14 protein-coding genes, 3 tRNA genes and 5 pseudogenes are annotated in these 18,561 nt (G+C 41.6%); 21 read left to right on the top strand and 1 reads right to left on the bottom strand.

The window, feature by feature from the left end; genetic code table 11:
* Positions 1-2 precede the first annotated feature (2 nt).
* Complete coding sequence (locus tag PN838_RS10150; RefSeq protein ID WP_272180588.1) at positions 3-752, bottom strand: peptidogalycan biosysnthesis protein; 750 nt, start codon at positions 750-752, stop codon at positions 3-5.
* Positions 753-1,016: 264 nt separating this feature from the next.
* Here PN838_RS10150 and PN838_RS10145 point away from each other — a divergent pair, with 264 nt between their 5' ends.
* The 21 genes and pseudogenes from PN838_RS10145 to surE all read left to right on the top strand — a co-directional run bounded on the left by PN838_RS10145 (position 1,017) and on the right by surE (position 18,560).
* On the top strand, positions 1,017-1,481 hold the full coding sequence (locus PN838_RS10145) for a DUF2189 domain-containing protein (RefSeq protein WP_272180587.1): 465 nt from the start codon (positions 1,017-1,019) through the stop codon (positions 1,479-1,481).
* 66 nt (positions 1,482-1,547) lie between these two features.
* Complete coding sequence (locus PN838_RS10140) at positions 1,548-2,036, top strand: hypothetical protein (protein WP_272180586.1); 489 nt, start codon at positions 1,548-1,550, stop codon at positions 2,034-2,036.
* Positions 2,017-2,505, top strand: coding sequence for a regulatory protein RecX (locus PN838_RS10135; protein ID WP_215963954.1), 489 nt, complete (start codon positions 2,017-2,019; stop codon positions 2,503-2,505). The genes PN838_RS10140 and PN838_RS10135 overlap by 20 nt, the downstream gene beginning before the upstream one ends.
* A 32-nt stretch (positions 2,506-2,537) precedes the next feature.
* Positions 2,538-5,160 (top strand): annotated as a pseudogene (gene alaS, locus PN838_RS10130) (alanine--tRNA ligase).
* A 64-nt stretch (positions 5,161-5,224) separates the two neighbouring features.
* A pseudogene (locus PN838_RS10125) lies at positions 5,225-6,480 on the top strand (aspartate kinase).
* Between the two features lie 111 nt (positions 6,481-6,591).
* Positions 6,592-6,783 carry a carbon storage regulator CsrA gene (csrA, locus tag PN838_RS10120; RefSeq protein ID WP_215963951.1) on the top strand — a complete coding sequence of 64 codons (192 nt, stop codon included), beginning with the start codon at positions 6,592-6,594 and terminating at the stop codon, positions 6,781-6,783.
* 188 nt (positions 6,784-6,971) lie between these two features.
* A tRNA-Ser gene (locus tag PN838_RS10115) sits at positions 6,972-7,062 on the top strand.
* Between the two features lie 24 nt (positions 7,063-7,086).
* Positions 7,087-7,164: transfer RNA gene (locus PN838_RS10110), tRNA-Arg, on the top strand.
* Positions 7,165-7,188: 24 nt separating this feature from the next.
* Positions 7,189-7,267, top strand: a tRNA-Arg gene (locus PN838_RS10105).
* A gap of 802 nt (positions 7,268-8,069) precedes the next feature.
* The gene (locus tag PN838_RS10100; RefSeq protein WP_272180585.1) at positions 8,070-8,321 is read left to right on the top strand and encodes an OadG family protein; all 252 of its coding nucleotides are present in this window, start codon (positions 8,070-8,072) and stop codon (positions 8,319-8,321) included.
* A 10-nt stretch (positions 8,322-8,331) separates the two neighbouring features.
* Positions 8,332-10,112, top strand: a pseudogene (gene oadA, locus PN838_RS10095) (sodium-extruding oxaloacetate decarboxylase subunit alpha).
* Positions 10,113-10,116: 4 nt separating this feature from the next.
* Entirely contained in the window at positions 10,117-10,512 is a 396-nt protein-coding gene (locus PN838_RS27225; protein ID WP_370661021.1) for a sodium ion-translocating decarboxylase subunit beta, read from the top strand.
* A 25-nt stretch (positions 10,513-10,537) separates the two neighbouring features.
* Positions 10,538-11,247, top strand: a pseudogene (locus PN838_RS27220) (sodium ion-translocating decarboxylase subunit beta).
* A 244-nt stretch (positions 11,248-11,491) separates the two neighbouring features.
* Positions 11,492-13,128, top strand: a pseudogene (gene pyrG, locus PN838_RS10085) (CTP synthase).
* Between the two features lie 51 nt (positions 13,129-13,179).
* Entirely contained in the window at positions 13,180-14,469 is a 1,290-nt protein-coding gene (gene eno / locus PN838_RS10080) for a phosphopyruvate hydratase (RefSeq protein ID WP_215963946.1), read from the top strand.
* A gap of 92 nt (positions 14,470-14,561) precedes the next feature.
* Positions 14,562-15,212: a hypothetical protein gene (locus PN838_RS10075; RefSeq protein WP_215963945.1), complete on the top strand. Its 651-nt coding sequence runs from the start codon at positions 14,562-14,564 to the stop codon at positions 15,210-15,212.
* 68 nt (positions 15,213-15,280) lie between these two features.
* On the top strand, positions 15,281-15,565 hold the full coding sequence (ftsB, locus tag PN838_RS10070; protein ID WP_215963944.1) for a cell division protein FtsB: 285 nt from the start codon (positions 15,281-15,283) through the stop codon (positions 15,563-15,565).
* Positions 15,566-15,568: 3 nt separating this feature from the next.
* On the top strand, positions 15,569-16,279 hold the full coding sequence (ispD, locus tag PN838_RS10065) for a 2-C-methyl-D-erythritol 4-phosphate cytidylyltransferase (protein WP_215963943.1): 711 nt from the start codon (positions 15,569-15,571) through the stop codon (positions 16,277-16,279).
* Positions 16,279-16,773, top strand: coding sequence for a 2-C-methyl-D-erythritol 2,4-cyclodiphosphate synthase (ispF, locus tag PN838_RS10060; protein WP_215963942.1), 495 nt, complete (start codon positions 16,279-16,281; stop codon positions 16,771-16,773). The genes ispD and ispF overlap by 1 nt, the downstream gene beginning before the upstream one ends.
* Positions 16,760-17,827: a tRNA pseudouridine(13) synthase TruD gene (gene truD, locus PN838_RS10055; protein WP_272180584.1), complete on the top strand. Its 1,068-nt coding sequence runs from the start codon at positions 16,760-16,762 to the stop codon at positions 17,825-17,827. The genes ispF and truD overlap by 14 nt, the downstream gene beginning before the upstream one ends.
* Positions 17,808-18,560, top strand: coding sequence for a 5'/3'-nucleotidase SurE (surE, locus tag PN838_RS10050; RefSeq protein WP_215963940.1), 753 nt, complete (start codon positions 17,808-17,810; stop codon positions 18,558-18,560). The genes truD and surE overlap by 20 nt, the downstream gene beginning before the upstream one ends.
* Position 18,561: the final 1 nt, after the last annotated feature.

The raw sequence follows: 18,561 nt of genomic DNA, 5'->3' as shown, positions 1-18,561 counted from the left end.
GCCTAAATTTTTAATCTGAAGACGTTCTTTTTTATCGACTTGCGTTTTCTCGCCGTCATTGTCGAAAGGTAATGGTCGAAGTCTGCAAAGCGGTCAGCATTTATTAGATTCTGTTTGCTTGCAACATCAACGACTGGCTCTAGTGTTTCGGTGCAAGCGGAAACATCATTCACCAAATTAACAGGTACCGAATTGAACCAATGAAATTGATGACCTTCTCGGACCATTATTGCTGGTGGCAACTCTGAAGCTTCAAGGGAATTGGGGTAATTTAAATGCAGGCCAGTGTAATCTAACGTCTCGCGATAATGCTGCTGCAACGCGTTAAAAACATCAAATTCAGATAGGGTATCTGACCCTAACCATTTTTTACATGGTACTGGAGTGAAGGGTATTGCGCATAACAGTTTTGGGTAGTACTCGACGCCATGCTGGTGGTATGCCTGAGCCCAAGCCCAGTCAAACACATACTCGCCGTACGAGTGGTGTTTTTCGTACATTATCATCATACCCAGTAATGTGTCTTGTTCATAAATCAAATGATACTTTGGTAACCATCCTGTATTTAGCCCAATACAGCCTGAATCTTCGAGCGCCTTCAAAAAGCCAAATTGGGTAAATGGTGAATCACTATGGCCAAAAATAAAATCGATTTGCTGGTCACTTAGCGCCGTATATGAATCGGCAACATTGACTTGAAGCAGTGCGTTATTAACAGAAATTGGAAATTCAAGCATACGAAAGTCAGACAAAAAGGTGCGTAGTTAGATGCATTTAGACTACCTTAATTGATGAAAGGAGTAACGAGTTAAAACAATCGAAACAAAATTTGTGTGCTCTAAGCAAATTGTACGATGGGTGTGGAGGGGAAATGTTATTCGGCAATATGATGTCACAATTTAGAATGCTTAATTATTAACGAAGGCCTAGTAATCATTAGCTTTTTAGGTATCATTACAGGCCATATTTGTCGTCATTATGGGCGACTTGTTTTAGACATTTTAGGTTAAAAGTTAATGCAATTAGCAGTCAGTAGAGTCAATTCGTTGCGTGCGTTTAGTTGGATTAAAAGTGGATGGCGACTTTTTACTCAGCAACCTGCACCATTTATGGCTATAGCCGGTATATTAATGGCTATTCAATTGCTTGCGAGTTTAGTCCCACTGGCCAGTTACGTTGCGGTTTTTCTTTTGCCATTTTTGACTATAGGTTTATATCAAGTTGCGTCGAAAGTTGAGCAAGGTGAGCAAGTTTCGGTAAACGATTTATTTCATTATCTATCGCGCATTCGAGAATACCGTGTGTTATTCCGGATTTCATTGGTGAGCATACTGCTGAGCATTCCTGCTTCAATGGCGGGTTCTAATATGGCTGAAGCCATGATTGGAGGCTTACCGCCAGCATTAGATCAACTTGTCATTTTTGTGCTCTTTATGGGGCTTAACTTTATGGCGACCGCGTTTTCAATTCCTGCTGCCTGAGTCAATCCCAACAGCTCAGTTAAAGTCCTTATTTACCAAAGCTTCCAAGCCGGATGGCAAAATGTCGTGCCGATGACAATTTATGGCATCGTGATTATGGCGATTTGGATGGTCAGTATGCCGGTTATTTTGATTGGTTGGCTAATTGCGCTGTCGTTGAGTAACCTGTCCTTCTATCACGCATTTTTGGATATCTATCAGCCAGTTAATAACGCTGAATCAAATTCACAGGCTCAAAGTACTGGCGAGCAGTTATCAGATGCTGAAATACCAGCAGTAGCAGACGCTCAAGAGACAAATACCGAAACGACTGAAAATCGACGGACAGAACGTGAACTAACTGACGAAGAAACATTGAAAAACGCTGCGGCAGACCGCAAGTTATCTTCTTCAGATGAAGTGGAGCGGGTATCGACAGATGATACGCAAAGTGAACGTGCTCAATCTGAAAAAACTGCGACAGAAGACAGTGAGGTGCAGGTAAAAGATGAAACCTCATCGCAAGAGACTGACGTAAAAGATATAAAGAGTTCGGATGAGTTGGACAAAAAATAAAGAATATGAGCTGATTACGGATCGCACTAAACTGCGTAATCGAGCGTTTTATTGGTTGTCTAAACGCGATTTTTCAGAATACGATTTTAGAAAGAAACTCGATAAAGTCTGTGAAGATGAAATTCTTAAAGAAGATCTGATTGCCGATTTTATCAAAAACGATTTTTTAAACGAAAGTCGATATGTGCGGGCGGTGGTAAAAACAAAAATCGCAGCGGGTTTGGGGTTAGTCCGAATACGCAACGATTTACGACCCCACGGCATTAAAAGTGAACAAATAGATGCTTTTGCTGAAACCCTTGAAGTTGATTGGTTTGAAAAGGCGAAAGCGACGTACCACAAAAAATATGGTGTTACTGAAATTGCAGATCATAAAGAACGGGCCAAACGGTATCGTTTTTTACAGTATCGCGGTTTTGGCTCAGACGAAATTAAATATGCAATGGCGACTGACCAAGACAATTGGTAATACAAACAACGTAAGACGATGAGCGAGAAAATATGTATAACACGACGGCCGGTTTAAGACAGGCATTTTTAGATTACTTTGCAAAAAACCAACATCAAATTGTTTCTTCAAGCTCATTAGTACCTGGGAATGACCCAACCTTATTATTTACTAATGCTGGCATGGTGCAGTTCAAAGATGTCTTTTTAGGGGCCGAAAGTCGCGCATATACCCGCGCGACAACATCGCAACGTTGTGTCCGCGCAGGCGGTAAACACAATGATTTAGAGAACGTTGGATATACTGCCCGTCACCATACTTTCTTCGAGATGTTAGGTAACTTTTCATTTGGTGATTATTTCAAACGTGAAGCCATTCAATACGCTTGGGAATTTTTGACCGTTGTTATTAAGTTACCACCAGAGAAATTAATGGTAACAATTTACGAAAATGACGACGAAGCGTTTGATATTTGGAATAAAGAAATTGGCGTTCCGGCGGAAAAAATCGTTCGTATAGGCGATAAGTCTCCTGAAAAAAATACGAATCAGATAACTTCTGGGCTATGGGTGACACAGGTCCTTGTGGTCCTTGTTCTGAAATATTTTATGATCACGGTGAACACATATGGGGCGGGCCTCCAGGTTCACCTGAAGAAGACGGTGATCGTTTCATTGAAATTTGGAACATCGTATTCATGCAGTTCAACCGCAGTGCAGATGGCGTGATGAACCCACTTCCTAAGCCTTCTGTTGACACTGGCATGGGCATAGAGCGTATTGCTGCGATTATGCAGGAGTTCATTCGAACTACGAAATTGATATTTTCCAGACACTAATTAAAGCTACGGCTAAATTATTGAATGTAACGGATTTGGAAAATAAATCGTTACGGGTTATTTCTGACCATATCCGTTCATGTTCATTTATGATTGTTGATGGTGTAATGCCTTCAAATGAAGGTCGTGGATATGTCTTGCGTCGTATTATTCGACGTGCAATTCGCCACGGCTATCAACTAGGTGGTAAGGATTTATTCTTTAACAAATTGGTCTCAACCTTAGTTCAGGAAATGGGCGAAGCTTATCCAGAACTTGCTCAAAAACAAGCGGTCGTAGAAAAAATGCTACGCATTGAAGAAGAGCAATTTGCTAAAACATTAGAACGCGGATTGGCACTTTTAGAGTCAAATTTAGCTGATATTAACGGCACAGAGATCCTAGGCGAGTTAGTCTTTAAACTGTATGATACATACGGGTTCCCTGCGGATTTAACGGCTGACATCGCACGTGAAAAAGAGCTTACGATTGACGAAGCTGGTTTTGAACGTGAAATGCAAGCACAACGCAAAAAATCACAAGCAGCGTCTAACTTCGGTGCGGACTACAACGACCAAATAAAATCAGAGAAATCGACTGAGTTTAAAGGTTTTGACAATACCTCATATGCCGCAAACGTTATTGAGTTGTTTAAAAATGGTGAGTCTGTTGCCAGTTTAGAAGACGGTGAAAGCGGTGTGGTAATTTTAGACAATACCCCATTTTATGCTGAGTCTGGTGGTCAATCTGGAGACAAAGGCACATTAGCGGCCGACTCTGCAGAGTTCACAGTTAATGATACGCAAAAAATTGGCAATGCGATTGGTCATTACGGCACAGTCATTGGAACATTAACAATTGGCAGTAAAGTGAATGCAGCGATAGACGAAGCGCGTCGAAGCGCGATTAAACAAAATCACTCTGCTACCCATTTATTACACGCTGCGTTAAGAACAGTATTAGGTGAGCATGTAGGACAAAAAGGTTCGCTTGTTGAAGCCGACAAATTCCGTTTTGACTTTTCACATTACGAAGGGGTGACAGCAGAGCAATTACAACTCGCTGAGCGTTTGGTTAATGAGCAAATTCAACAGAATCACGCATTAAATACAGAATTGATGCAAATTGATGCCGCTAAAGAAAAAGGCGCAATGGCGCTATTTGGTGAGAAATACGACGATGAAGTTCGTGTTGTCACTATGGGCGGTTTTTCTATTGAGCTTTGTGGCGGTACCCACGTTGGGCGTACTGGTGACATCGGTTTGTTAAAAATTGTTTCTGAAGCTGGTATTGCGGCAGGCGTTCGTCGAATTGAAGCAGTAACTGGTATGGCAGCTATCGCACAACTTCATGCAACTGAAAATGTCGTCAATACCGCAGCTAGCTTATTAAAAGGTGATGCGGCCACGTTGGTGGAAAAAGTTGAACAAACGCTAAATAAATCACGAGCGCTAGAAAAAGAACTTCGCCAATTGAAAGAGAAATTAGCAAGTCAACAAGGTGGCGATTTAGTGTCACAGGCGAAAGACATCGGTGGTGTAAAATGCCTTATTGCTAATCTTGACGATGCCGATCCTAAATCTTTACGCGGTATGGTTGATGAGCTGAAAAACAAACTCGGTTCGGCGGTTATCGTATTAGCGGCATCGAGTGACTCAAAAGTCAGTTTGATTGCTGGTGTGACTAAAGATCTGGTGGGCAAAGTTAAAGCGGGCGAAATTGTCAATCATGCAGCATCGTTAGTTGGTGGTAAAGGTGGTGGTCGTCCAGATATGGCCCAAGCCGGCGGCTCACAACCCGAAAATGTGCCAGCGGCACTTGAGAGTGTTGAGCAGTTACTCAACGAAAAACTCAGTTAAAAATAACTTAAAATACCCAGCGTAAAGCTGGGTTTTTGTTTATAACCCGATAAAAGAGAATAACTTGTCATTATTGGTGCATAAATATGGTGGCACATCGGTTGCCACTGTCGAGCGAATCAAGGCTGTGGCGGACCGTATCATTTATACGGTGCAACAAGGCCATCAAGTTGTTGTGGTTGTCTCGGCCATGGCAGGGGAAACTAATCGACTGATAGAACTTGCCGCTCAGGTTGATAATCAACCCTCGAGTCGTGAGCTGGATATGTTGATTACCACAGGTGAGCAGGTGAGTGCGTCGCTACTTGCCATGGCGCTAGTGTCAAAAGGGTATTCCGCCATATCTTTACTGGCCGAGCAAATTGGCATAAAAACCAGTAGTGAATTTGGTAAAGCAAGAATTGAGTCGGTAAGCCCAAAGATTATTCAAGAGCACTTGTCCCACGGTCGAATTGTTATAGCCGCCGGGTTTCAAGGTCGAAATAAAGAAAATGATGTTACAACGTTAGGTCGTGGTGGCACAGACACAACCGCAGTGGCGATAGCTGCAGCGTTAAAAGCTGACGAATGCCTCATATATACCGATGTTGATGGTGTATACACCACCGATCCGCGCATTGAGTCCAACGCTAGACGTATAAAGCACTTGTTGTTTGATGAAATGCTAGAGTTGGCCAGTTTAGGTGCTAAGGTCTTGCAGAAGCGCTCAGTTGAAATGGCCCTAAATCATTCAGTTAAATTGCGGGTACTTTCGAGTTTTACCGATTACGATACGCCCTATGCGGATTCAGGCACCTTAGTCACTTATGAGGAAAACCTTTTGGAACAATTAGCGGTTACAGCGATTTCTGCGATTAAAGATGAAGCGCTAGTGTGGTTTCATGATTTAGATCCCACGCATCTGACACCAGCGGACATTCTTGGAATGGTAGCAGATGAACATTTTGAAGTAGATATGGTTGTGCAATCGATAGCACACGGGACAAATGGCAACAAGTTTGACTTCGCTTTTACTGTTTCTGAGGCCGATTATGACAAAACAATGTCCATATTGGGCGGGTTGTCACAAAAAGTGAAAATAAATCAAATGATAATGTGCAAGGTCGCAAATCTATTGCTAAGATTTCAGTAGTAGGAGTAGGGATGAGATCTCATGTTGGCGTCGTTAGTAAAATTCTAAAGACGTTAGCAGATGAACATGTTCATGTGGATTTGATCTCGACTTCTGAAATCAAAGTTTCCATTCTCGTCGAACAGAAATATATGGAACTGGCAGTGAGAGCGCTTCACAGTGCTTTTGCGTTAAACAAATGTTATTAGTAGAAATTGGATGTTTGTGGCACTACCTGTAGAATCACTCTCGTCAGCTTTTTGCTGGATATACAGCTTTCCTCTGGAAAGTAACATAAGCAAGCATATAAGGAGCTAATAATGCTTATACTAACTCGTCGTGTTGGTGAAACATTAATGATTGGTGACGAAGTCACTGTCACTGTATTAGGTGTAAAGGGTAACCAAGTAAGAATTGGTGTTAACGCCCCTAAAGAAGTTGCGGTTCACCGTGAAGAGATATACATGCGAATTCAGGCTGAAAAAGGTGGAACACCTTCAGAAGCGGAATAAGCATTTAGCCGACCTTGAGTCGGCTTTTTTATTTTAACGTTTTAAATTGTATGTAAACTTGGTTGATTATCCGTCAATCTGATGGGTAAACTTTCAAATTGGTCAAAATCAAAGCAGACAGTAATTTATTTGTTATTTTTTGTTTGACTTATATTTTCAGATCATTACTATACGCATCCACATTGAGTGGAGAGGTGGCCGAGAGGCTGAAGGCGCTCCCCTGCTAAGGGAGTATAGGGTTTGTAGCCCTATCGGGGGTTCGAATCCCCCTCTCCGCCATTCAATGTGTGTTAAAGATATAGCGCGCTCGTAGCTCAGCTGGATAGAGTACCTTGGCTACGAACCAGGCGGTCGGAGGTTCGAATCCTCCCGAGCGCGCCATTTTTTAACGTTGTTTCTTGTTGCGCGCTCGTAGCTCAGCTGGATAGAGTACCTTGGCTACGAACACAGGCGGTCGGAGGTTCGAATCCTCCCGAGCGCGCCATGAAACAACCTTTTTATTACCACCCCAAACATTTCTAAACGCTCAACGCAGCGCACTACAAAACCCACTCAGTATAAAAACCACATCGGTATTCCTTCGTTAACTCCAAACTTAATTCAATATCAAAATGTCTTAAACACCCTAATATTTTTGTAATTCTAATACGCATTGTTACGCCATAACCCAATTTCTCGTTTTTTCACAGCTTTGAGTTCAGTCTGTTGTTGGGTTTTATTGATTTTCAATAAGCAATAACAAAGACGCTTAAAAATAATTTTGTTGTCCACGGTATCGCCTCGTATAAAATCGACTAACCTATAACGATTAGTTGACGAGTTTATAGGTTTGAGATGTATATTTTAGACGCCATAGTGTTTAGGATACTATTTCGGGTTTGGAAAACTGTTGGGCTCAAAAGTCCTGTTTAATTATCAATCACAGTTTGTATAAAAAATAACAGCCGTAATTTTAGTTACCCCAAATTATATTACTTTACGAACGGTTAATATTCATTCTCGGATCTTCATTTTGGTTTTACATTATTACTAATTTGTAAAATGGACTGACCATTTGTGTCAAAGCTTTATTTTTACTGGTTTTCAGCTATATTTATTCGCTGAATTCGAGCTCTTTTATGCACCAATTTAGAAAAAATAACTTTTCTTTCTAACGTTTTCTGTGGTACTTAAGAGCTAATACTCTAATTTGATTACGTTGGGCGTTGCTTATTTATTCATTTATTGTGGAATAATATGCACCCAGATCAAATTGTTTAATTAAATAAATACAACAGGGTTGGATTATGAATGTTACTGAGCTTTTAGTAGAAGCAGGCATACTTATGGTGGTCGGAATGACGGTCGTATTTGTGTTTTTAACAATACTGATTTTTGCGACAAAAGGGTTAACCTCTTTTGTTCAATCATTCCCAGAGCCGGAAACGTCAACTCCCGCCCCAAGAAGAAATACACACTCTGCTACTGGCGATACATCACAACAAGTTGTCGCAGCAATAAGCGCTGCCATTAAACAACATCGCAAAAAGAACAATTAGAGGACGGAACATGAAAAAGCCATTATTACTTACAGAATTAGTGCTCAGAGACGCACACCAGTCGTTACTAGCGACTCGTATGCGCTTAGATGACATGCTACCAATTGCTGAAAAACTCGATAAAGCGGGTTATTGGTCTGTAGAATCTTGGGGTGGCGCGACTTTCGATTCGTGTATCCGTTATCTTGGTGAAGATCCTTGGGAACGTATTCGTGCATTAAAAGCGGCGATGCCAAATACTAAGCAACAAATGTTATTGCGCGGTCAGAATCTTTTAGGTTACCGCCACTATGCTGACGATGTCGTTCGTAAGTTTGTAGAACGTGCTCATAAAAATGGTGTTGACGTATTCCGTATTTTTGATGCAATGAATGACATCCGTAATTTAGAAACAGCTGTTAAATCTGCTGTAGATGTTGGCGCACATGCTCAGGGCACTATTTCGTATACAGTAAGCCCAGTTCATAATATCCAAATGTGGTTAGACATGGCTAAGCGTCTAGAAGATATGGGTTGTCACTCTATCTGTATTAAAGATATGGCCGGTTTATTAAAACCATATGAATGTGAAGAATTAATTTTAGGCCTTAAAAAATCTGTTGACCTACCGATTGCAATGCAATGCCATGCGACCACGGGTCTTTCTACCGCAACGTACCAAAAAGCAATAGATGCTGGTATTGATATGTTAGATACCGCCGTTAGCTCAATGAGTATGACGTACGGCCATACGGCAACTGAAACTATGGTTGCTATTGTTGAAGGCACTGAACGTGATACAGGGCTTGATCTTGTATTACTTGCTGAGATAGCCGCTTATTTCCGTGATGTTCGTAAGAAGTACGCGAAGTTTGAAGGTAGCATGAAAGGCGTAGATGCGCGTATCTTGTTAGCTCAAGTTCTAGTGGCATGTTAACTAACATGGAAGGCCAGTTAAAAGAACAAGGTGCTGAAGACAAGTTTGACGAAGTACTTAAAGAAATTCCACGAGTTCGTGAAGACCTAGGCTTTATTCCTTTGGTAACGCCAACGTCGCAAATAGTAGGTACTCAAGCTGTTTTAAACGTATTGACTGGTGAACGTTATAAGTCAATTACCAAAGAAACTGCGGGTGTATTAAAAGGCGAATATGGCGCAACAGCTGCGCCAGTTAATGCTGAGCTACAAGCTAGAGTATTAGACGGTGCGGACGCTATCACGTGTCGTCCAGCAGATGTTATCAGTGATGAGCTTGAGTCTTTAACTGACGAATTAACCAATATTGCAGCGGATAAAGATATTACGCTAGCCGATGACCAGATTGACGACGTCTTAACGTATGCGTTATTCCCACAAATTGGTCTGAAATTTTTAGAAAATCGCAATAACCCTGAAGCATTTGAACCAGTCCCTACTGGTGACGTTGAATCAACTAAGTCATCTAAACCGGCAGTCGCAGACGGTGAACCTGAAGCGTATAGCGTTTCTGTCGATGGTAAAGTTTATGAAGTGGTTGTAGCGCCTTCTGGTGAGTTGACTTCAGTGGTAAGCAAAGGACCATCTGATGAAAGTGGTAAACAGCACGCAGCAGTAACTGGCAGCGAAACGTTGAATGCGCCACTAGCAGGTAATATTTTCAAGTTATTAGTTTCTGAAGGTAGCGCAGTTCAAGAGGGTGATGTTGTGATCATCATGGAAGCGATGAAAATGGAAACTGAAATTCGAGCTGCATCAAGTGGTGTTATTTCCTCAATCAATGTCAAAGATGGCGACTCGGTTTCAACCGGCGATGTCTTGCTAACTCTGGGGTAATATAATGGACGGATTGCATACGCTATGGGCATCAACGGCCCTTGCGAATTTTGAAATGGGTCAAATTGTGATGATGATAGTAGGCTGTGGCTTACTCTATCTCGCGATTGCAAAAGGCTTTGAACCTTTATTGTTATTACCTATTGGTTTTGGTGCCATTTTGGCTAACATTCCATTGGCGGGTTTTACTGATGAAGGCGGACTTTTATATTATATCTACCACATTGGAATAGAGACGGGGGTATTCCCGCTGCTAATCTTTATGGGGGTGGGGGCCATGACAGACTTTGGGGCGTTAATCGCGAACCCTAAGATGTTATTACTCGGTGCCGCAGCTCAGTTTGGTATTTTTGCGACCTTGTTTGGTGCCATATTATTAAACCTAATACCTTGGTTTTGACTTTACCTTACAAGATGCGTCTGCTATTGCCATTATTGGTGGTGCTGATGGACCGACAGCAATATTCTTGGCGTCTAAATTGGCCCCTGATTTGTTAGGTGCAATTGCGGTAGCTGCATATTCTTATATGGCGTTGGTGCCAATTATTCAGCCTCCAATCATGAAAGCGTTAACGACAGTTGAAGAACGTAAAATCAAAATGGCGGAATTACGTCAGGTGTCTAAAAAGAAAAAATACTATTTCCATTGGCAGTATTATTTTTATCAGCAATGTTCTTACCAGCATCAGCTCCGCTTGTCGGAATGTTCTGTCTAGGCAACTTAATGAAAGAATGTGGTGTTGTTGACCGTTTAAGCAATACAGCGCAAAACGAACTTATCAACGTCGTTACCATCTTCTTAGGTTTGGCTGTTGGTTCTAAGTTGAGTGCAGATAAATTCTTGACCGTTGATACGTTAGGTATTTTAGCATTAGGGGCTGTTGCATTTAGTATCGGTACAGCAGCCGGCGTTATGATGGCCAAAGTATTAGGTAAGTTTAGTAAAGAACCGATCAATCCATTGCTTGGTGCTGCGGGTGTATCTGCTGTTCCGATGGCAGCGCGAGTGGTAAATAAAGTTGGTCTGGAAGCAAATCCACACAACTTCTTATTAATGCATGCAATGGGACCAAACGTTGCTGGTGTACTTGGGTCAGCTGTAGCTGCCGGTATATTATTAGCACTCGTTGGTTAGTAAAATTAAATGGCTTGGGTAAAAACAAGCCATTTTTCAATTGTGGCTCATAAAAAGTACAATTGGGTAAGAAAAAATAAATTAAGGGTCGATCCTAGATTGTTGGATTTGTGTTCGTTTGGTATACTTTCACCCCGTCCTGACAATCATCTAAAATAAAAAACTTTCATCGCTGAATATTTGTTCAAGCGGTTTTTTTGTTTTTGGGATGAGCACATATCGCAATCTATTTTTTAAGGCTAGTATGACTACTCGATATATTTTCGTAACTGGTGGTGTTGTTTCTTCATTGGGTAAGGGTATTGCTGCGGCATCCCTAGCTGCAATTTTGGAATCTCGTGGTTTAAAAGTTACCATGTTAAAACTCGACCCGTACATCAACGTTGACCCTAGCACTATGAGCCCAATTCAGCATGGTGAAGTTTTTGTGACCGAGGACGGCGCGGAAACAGATCTAGACTTAGGTCACTATGAACGTTTTATTCGTACCAAAATGACGAAGAAAAACAATTTCACTCAAGGACGTGTCTACCAAGATGTATTGGCTAGAGAACGCCGTGGGGTTACCTAGGTGCGACGATTCAGGTCATTCCTCATATTACCAACGAAATTAAGCGTCGTGTTGTTGAAGGTGCTGAAGGCATGGATGTTGCCATCGTAGAAGTTGGTGGCACTGTCGGCGATATCGAATCACAGCCATTCTTAGAGGCAATTCGTCAGTTAGGCGTAGAAGTTGGTCGTGACAATGCAATGTACATGCATTTGACGCTTGTTCCATATTTAGGAACCGCTGGTGAAATTAAAACAAAACCGACTCAACATTCCGTAAAAGAACTACGTTCGATTGGTATCCAGCCTGATATTTTGATTTGTCGTTCTGACCGTGCAATTCCAGCTAACGAACGTTCTAAGATTGCATTGTTCACTAACGTTGAAGAAAAAGCCGTTATTAGCTTAAAAGACGTTAGCTCAATTTATCAAATTCCGGCGTTGTTAAAGTCGCAGGGACTCGACCAACTTATTTGTCGTCGTTTCCACATTGATGTTCCAGAAGCAGACTTAACTGAGTGGGAACAAGTTTTATATTCAGAATCAAATCCAAACGGTGAAGTTAACATCGGAATGGTTGGTAAGTATGTTGAATTACCAGACGCCTATAAATCTGTAAACGAAGCCTTAAAGCATGCGGGCCTTAAAAACCGTCTGTCGGTAAATATTCAATATGTTGATGCTCAAGATGTTGAAGTAAAAGGGGCTGGCATTTTAAAAGACCTAGACGCGATCTTAGTTCATAGTGGATTTGGTGAACGTGGTACAGAAGGCAAAATGTTAGCCGCGCAGTATGCCCGTGAAAACAAAATTCCATATTTAGGGATTTGTTTAGGAATGCAGGTTGCACTAATTGAGTTCGCACGAAATGTTGCGGGACTTGAAGGCGCCCACTCAACTGAATTTGACCCTGAAACACCGTTTCCGGTTGTTGGTTTGATTACTGAATGGTTAGACAAAGAAGGTCAAATTGAGTCGCGTACTGAAACTTCAGACTTAGGCGGAACTATGCGTTTAGGTGCACAACGTTGTTTCTTGAAACCAAATTCAAAAGCGCGTGAGGTTTACGGCAGCGAATGGATCGTTGAACGTCATCGTCATCGTTATGAAGTAAATAATAACTATATTGAACAACTCGAGAAAGCTGGTTTAGTTTTTGGAGGGTTGTCAGAAGATAAGAAACTGGTGGAAATGATAGAAATCCTGGGACATCCTTGGTTTGTCGCGGGTCAATTCCATCCAGAGTTTACGTCTACGCCTCGTGACGGGCATCCTTTGTTTGAAGGGTTTGTCGGTGCTGCGGGCGACTACGCAAAAATAAATAAAACTTAGAATGCAGTCTGTTGGCTGCGTTTCACTTCACAACAAGTTAAGGAATTGGGAATGTCTCAAATTGTTAAAATCATTGGTCGTGAGATCATGGACTCACGCGGTAACCCGACTGTAGAAGCAGATGTATATCTGGAATCAGGCGCTGTTGGCCGTGCAGCTGCACCAAGTGGCGCATCAACTGGTTCACGTGAAGCATTAGAATTACGCGACGGAGACAAAGGCCGTTATATGGGTAAAGGCGTTGAATTAGCTGTTGCTAACATCAATGATAAAATTGCTCCGGTATTAATCGGTAACGACGCTCAATTGCAAGTTGCTATCGACCAACTAATGTTGGATTTAGACGGCACAGAAAACAAAGCAACATTAGGTGCGAATGCAATCTTAGCGGTTTCTCTTGCAAATGCTAAAGCTGCAGCGCTAGAAAACGGTGTAGCTCTGTTTGAACACATCTCAGCGTTAAATGGCACTAAGGGTGAATACTCTATGCCTGTACCTATGATGAATATTCTTAACGGCGGCGAACATGCTGACAATAACGTTGATATTCAAGAATTCATGGTGCAACCTGTTTCTGCTAAATCATTTAAAGAAGCACTACGTATGGGTGCTGAAATCTTCCACAACTTAAAATCAGTATTAAGCGAAAAAGGTCTTAATACCGCAGTTGGTGACGAAGGTGGATTTGCGCCAAACTTAGCATCAAATGAAGAAGCATTAGCTATCATTGAAATCGCGGTTGAACGCGCTGGTTACAAACTAAATGAAGACGTAACTTTAGCCCTAGATTGTGCTGCTTCTGAATTCTATTCAGACGGTATCTACAACCTTAAAGGCGAAGGGAAAGAATTCGATTCAGCTGGTTTCTGTGACTACTTAGCCGAACTTAGCGAAAAATACCCAATTGTTTCAATCGAAGACGGTCTTGATGAGTCTGATTGGGATGGCTGGAAACTTCTTACTGACAAAATCGGTGAAAAAGTACAGTTAGTTGGTGACGACTTATTCGTTACAAATACTAAGATTTTGCGTGAAGGCATTGAAAAGGGTGTTGGTAATTCTATCCTTATCAAGTTTAACCAAATTGGTACTTTAACTGAAACGCTTGAAGCTATTCGTATGGCTAAAGAAGCGGGATATACCGTTGTTATCTCTCACCGTAGCGGTGAAACTGAAGACTCAACGATTGCTGATTTAGCAGTTGGTACAGCGGCTGGTCAAATTAAGACTGGTTCTCTATGTCGTTCAGACCGTGTATCTAAGTACAACCAATTGTTACGTATCGAAGAACAGTTAGGCGATGTTGCTTATAACGGCCTAAGTGAAATTAAAGGTCAGTAATTATACTGGCTCGATAATCTTAAAAGGGGAATTCATTGTGATTCCCCTTTTTTGTTTCTTGGTATTTTTCGATATAGCGTTATATTTCTGACATGAAGACGCCTGACAATCAACCCAACTTATGGCAACAAAGAACAAACCATCAGGTTTTGTCTGAGCTTGCTAACGCCTTGTATGAACGTGAGCTTAAACGTTTATCCCAAGACGAAGGGTTAGATTTACAGACAATTCAAAAAAGACTTCGGTCTTTACCTTACTATATCAAACGAGCGTCGGAGCATATCGCCGAACTATACACTCCGCTCGATTTAGACAGCCAAAATGGCTCTTGGCTAGGTACACAATCGGCAAAGCCGTTCTCGATAAAAGCCGCCCCAGAAAAAACGGAAATGTATTATCAGCAACATGCCAAAATGGCACTCATTGTTCCTGTCGCAGTAAGTCATTATGGAATTGAACAAGTAAAGCTCGATACCATTGACGAGATTGATTGGGACCAAAAACGATTACATTGCAATGAACAAGGTTGGTTTCAATTTAACGGCCAGCAACTCGAACCCAATAGGCTCTACAACAAAACACTATTAAAGTTGGGTAAACCAATAATGTCTGCGGCATGTTGTGGCCATCAATGGCTTAATCTACACAAAACTACTCCGAGATTATTGAGTTTGCGTGAAATGTTATTGGCTAGTCGGATCAATTGGCAGCAATTTCACAAATTATTATCCCTGAATATGTAAACCCCTCTTTCTATATTCGTAAATCGTTTGCATAATAGCGTTATGACTAACCTTTAGATTTGCAAAGCGTGCGCCTAATTAATTTTTTGTTATTAGTATTAGCTTCCTTACTATTGTACCGACTCGTATTTGGTCACAATGGTGTGGATTTTTACAATTCGCATCGTAAAGAAGTAACAAAATTAAAACATGACAACGAACAATTAATTAAACGAAATGAACTCATTGCTGCGGACGTAAAAGATCTTAGCGTTGGACTTGAGGGAATTGAAGAGCGTGCTCGCAACGAGCTTGGCATGATTAGAGAGAATGAAACCTTCTTTCGTGTAGTACCAAAACGAGAGGATAATTAATCCATGACTGAACCATTGCCGAGTTTGGCAGTTGTTATCCCGGCAGCTGGCACTGGTAAACGAATGTTATCGGAAGTACCAAAACAATATTTAACCCTAAATGGTCTAACCGTTATAGAACAAACGATTAACAAATTCATCGAGTTACCTTTTGTTCATAGTATTATTTTAGCGTTGTCGGCAGACGACACCGTATTTTCAACTCTGTCAATTGCTCATCACCCTAAGGTGAAAACGGTTATCGGCGGAAAAGAACGAGCTGATTCCGTGTTAAGTGGCATTAGGTTTGCGTCAGAACTCGATTTGTCTTGGGTTATGGTGCACGACGCAGCGCGACCATGTGTTTTAGAACGAGACATTATTGAACTGTACCACCAATGCGTAGCGCAGCAGTCAGCAGGAATTTTAGCGGTACGCGTTAAAGATACAATGAAACGAGCAAAACCGGATTCAGTTTCGGTTGATCATACTGTTCCAAGAACAGACTTGTGGCACGCGTTAACACCGCAATGCAGCGATATTAAATCATTAGAAACGGCACTTGTTAGTCAACTGCAGGATGGATTAGTAAACTCTGCAGTAACTGATGAAGCCTCGGCACTAGAGTTAAACAACAAGCGGGTTTTGCTCGTGGCCAGCAGTGCTCGAAATATCAAAATTACTGAGCCAGACGACTTAGAATTAGCGCAATTATTTTTACAAAGTGAAGAGTGATGAATATTAGGATTGGAAACGGCTACGACGTACATAAATTTGGTGGAAACGGGCCTATCGTGCTTGCAGGGGTCAAGATCCCATATGAACAAGGTTTTGTGGCGCACTCTGACGGCGACGTCGCTATCCATTCATTATGTGATGCTATTCTCGGCGCATTGGCGTTAGGAGATATTGGCAAGCATTTTCCAGATACGGCTGATCAGTACGACAACATCGATAGTCGAATATTATTACGCCATGTTGTGAAATTAGTGAATGAGCTAGATTTTGTAGTGGGTAACTGTGACCTGACTATTATTGCGGAAGCGCCAAAAATGGCGCCTCATATCGAAAACATGCGTAAATGTTTAGCAGAAGATTTACTTGTGGACGTTTCTCAAGTATCGGTTAAAGCCACTACAACTGAGAAACTCGGTTTTCAAGGTCGTAAAGAAGGCATTGGCGTTCAAGCGTCAGTACTCATGTTTAAAACTAAAGTTGGAACAGAATGAGCGAATCCCCCATTTTAAAGATTGGCGTTTAGACCATTGGCAATATGCGTACGGACAACCTACCGCAACGGCAATTTTTAAAGACGTACCAGAGGACTTTATCGTCACCGAAAAATTAGGTTATGACCTAACGGGTGAAGGTGAAAACCTGTATTTGTTAATTGAAAAAACCTCAATGAATACGCAGCAAGTGTGTATGCATTTAGCTAAAGTTCTGCAACGACGTTTACGTGATGTGGGTTACGCTGGTTTAAAGGACAAACACGCCATTACTCGGCAGTGGTTTTCGATTCAAATGAACGTTAAACAAGAACCAGACCTAACAGGTGTTGAAACACCTAATATTAAACTGCTACAAACGATTCGTCACAACCGAAAGCTTAAAGTCGGTTCGTTAAAATCCAACCAGTTTGATATTCAACTTAAATCTGTGTCTGACATTGCAGATGTCCAACGTCGATTGACCCATATTGCTGAGCACGGTGTTCCTAATTATTTTGGAGAGCAACGTTTTGGATTTAAGGGAAATAACCTAAATTGGGCTAATAGGATGGCAGACGGCGAAGCAATCCGTGATAAAAAAGTCAAAGGTTTCGGTCTATCGGGCGCACGTTCATTTTTATTTAATGAGGTACTCAGTGCTCGACTTGCAGGTAACCCAGAGGTAACTGCAATAGAGGGCGATGTTTTTGAATTAGCTGGCAGCAACTCTTATTTTCAACAACCATTGGCTCCTGAAATTCATCAACGTTTAGCTGAAAAAGACATCTACTTAACAGGTCCTATGTTTGGTGACGGCGAGATGTTGTCAAAAGGGGACGTTCAAACGCTTGAAAATGACATTGCTACCCAACATCCTAAATGGGTAAAGCTGCTGGTCGATAATGGCCTCAAACAAGAACGCAGGGCGCTGTGGTTATATCCACAAAATGTAAAACATACGCAAAGTGGCGACAATATAAGCCTTAGTTTTGAATTGCCGAGTGGCACATTTGCGACCTCTGTTATTCGCGAATGTATAAGGATATTAGAACGTGAAAATACTAGTCAGTAATGATGATGGTGTGCATGCTCCGGGATTAGAAGCGTTATATGAAGCGCTTTCTACACTGGGCGAAGTTACAGTTGTCGCGCCAGATAGAAATCTAAGCGGTGCCAGCAGTTCATTAACGTTGACCAATCCACTGCGTTTGCACAAACATAAAAATGGCTTTTATAGTGTAAACGGCACTCCTACAGATTGTGTTCATCTTGCCATTAACCAATTGATGAAAACACAACCCGATATAGTGGTAGCTGGAGTTAATCATGGTGCCAATTTAGGCGATGATACATTTTACAGTGGTACGGTTTCTGCCGCTGCGGAAGGACGTCATTTAGGTTTACCAGCGGTTGCTATGTCGTTGGTGAGTCGCAATGAAAATAACCTTAAAAGTGCTGCTAGAGTTGCCCGTGATGTAGTTGAGAACATTATTAAAAATCCGATACCTTCTGATCAGATCTTAAATGTCAATGTACCTGACTTACCTTATGAAGATATTGCAGGCTTTGAGGTGACGCGTTTAGGTCGCAGACATAAAGCTGAAATGATGCAAAAACAGCAAGATCCATGGGGACGGGATATTTATTGGTACGGTGAACTTGGCAGAGAATTAGATGCGGGTGAAGGTACTGACTTTTACGCCATCTCACTAAATAAGGTATCAATTACACCATTAAAAATTGATATGACGGCATACGACAGTTTAGAAACTGTTGCGAACTGGGTTAAACAATTAGAAATTTAAT

This window comes from Psychrosphaera algicola, assembly GCF_028401425.1.
Classification (GTDB): domain Bacteria; phylum Pseudomonadota; class Gammaproteobacteria; order Enterobacterales; family Alteromonadaceae; genus Psychrosphaera; species Psychrosphaera algicola.
The sequence above is the reverse complement of the archived record's forward strand: the minus strand, read 5'-3'. Positions and strand labels throughout refer to the sequence as shown.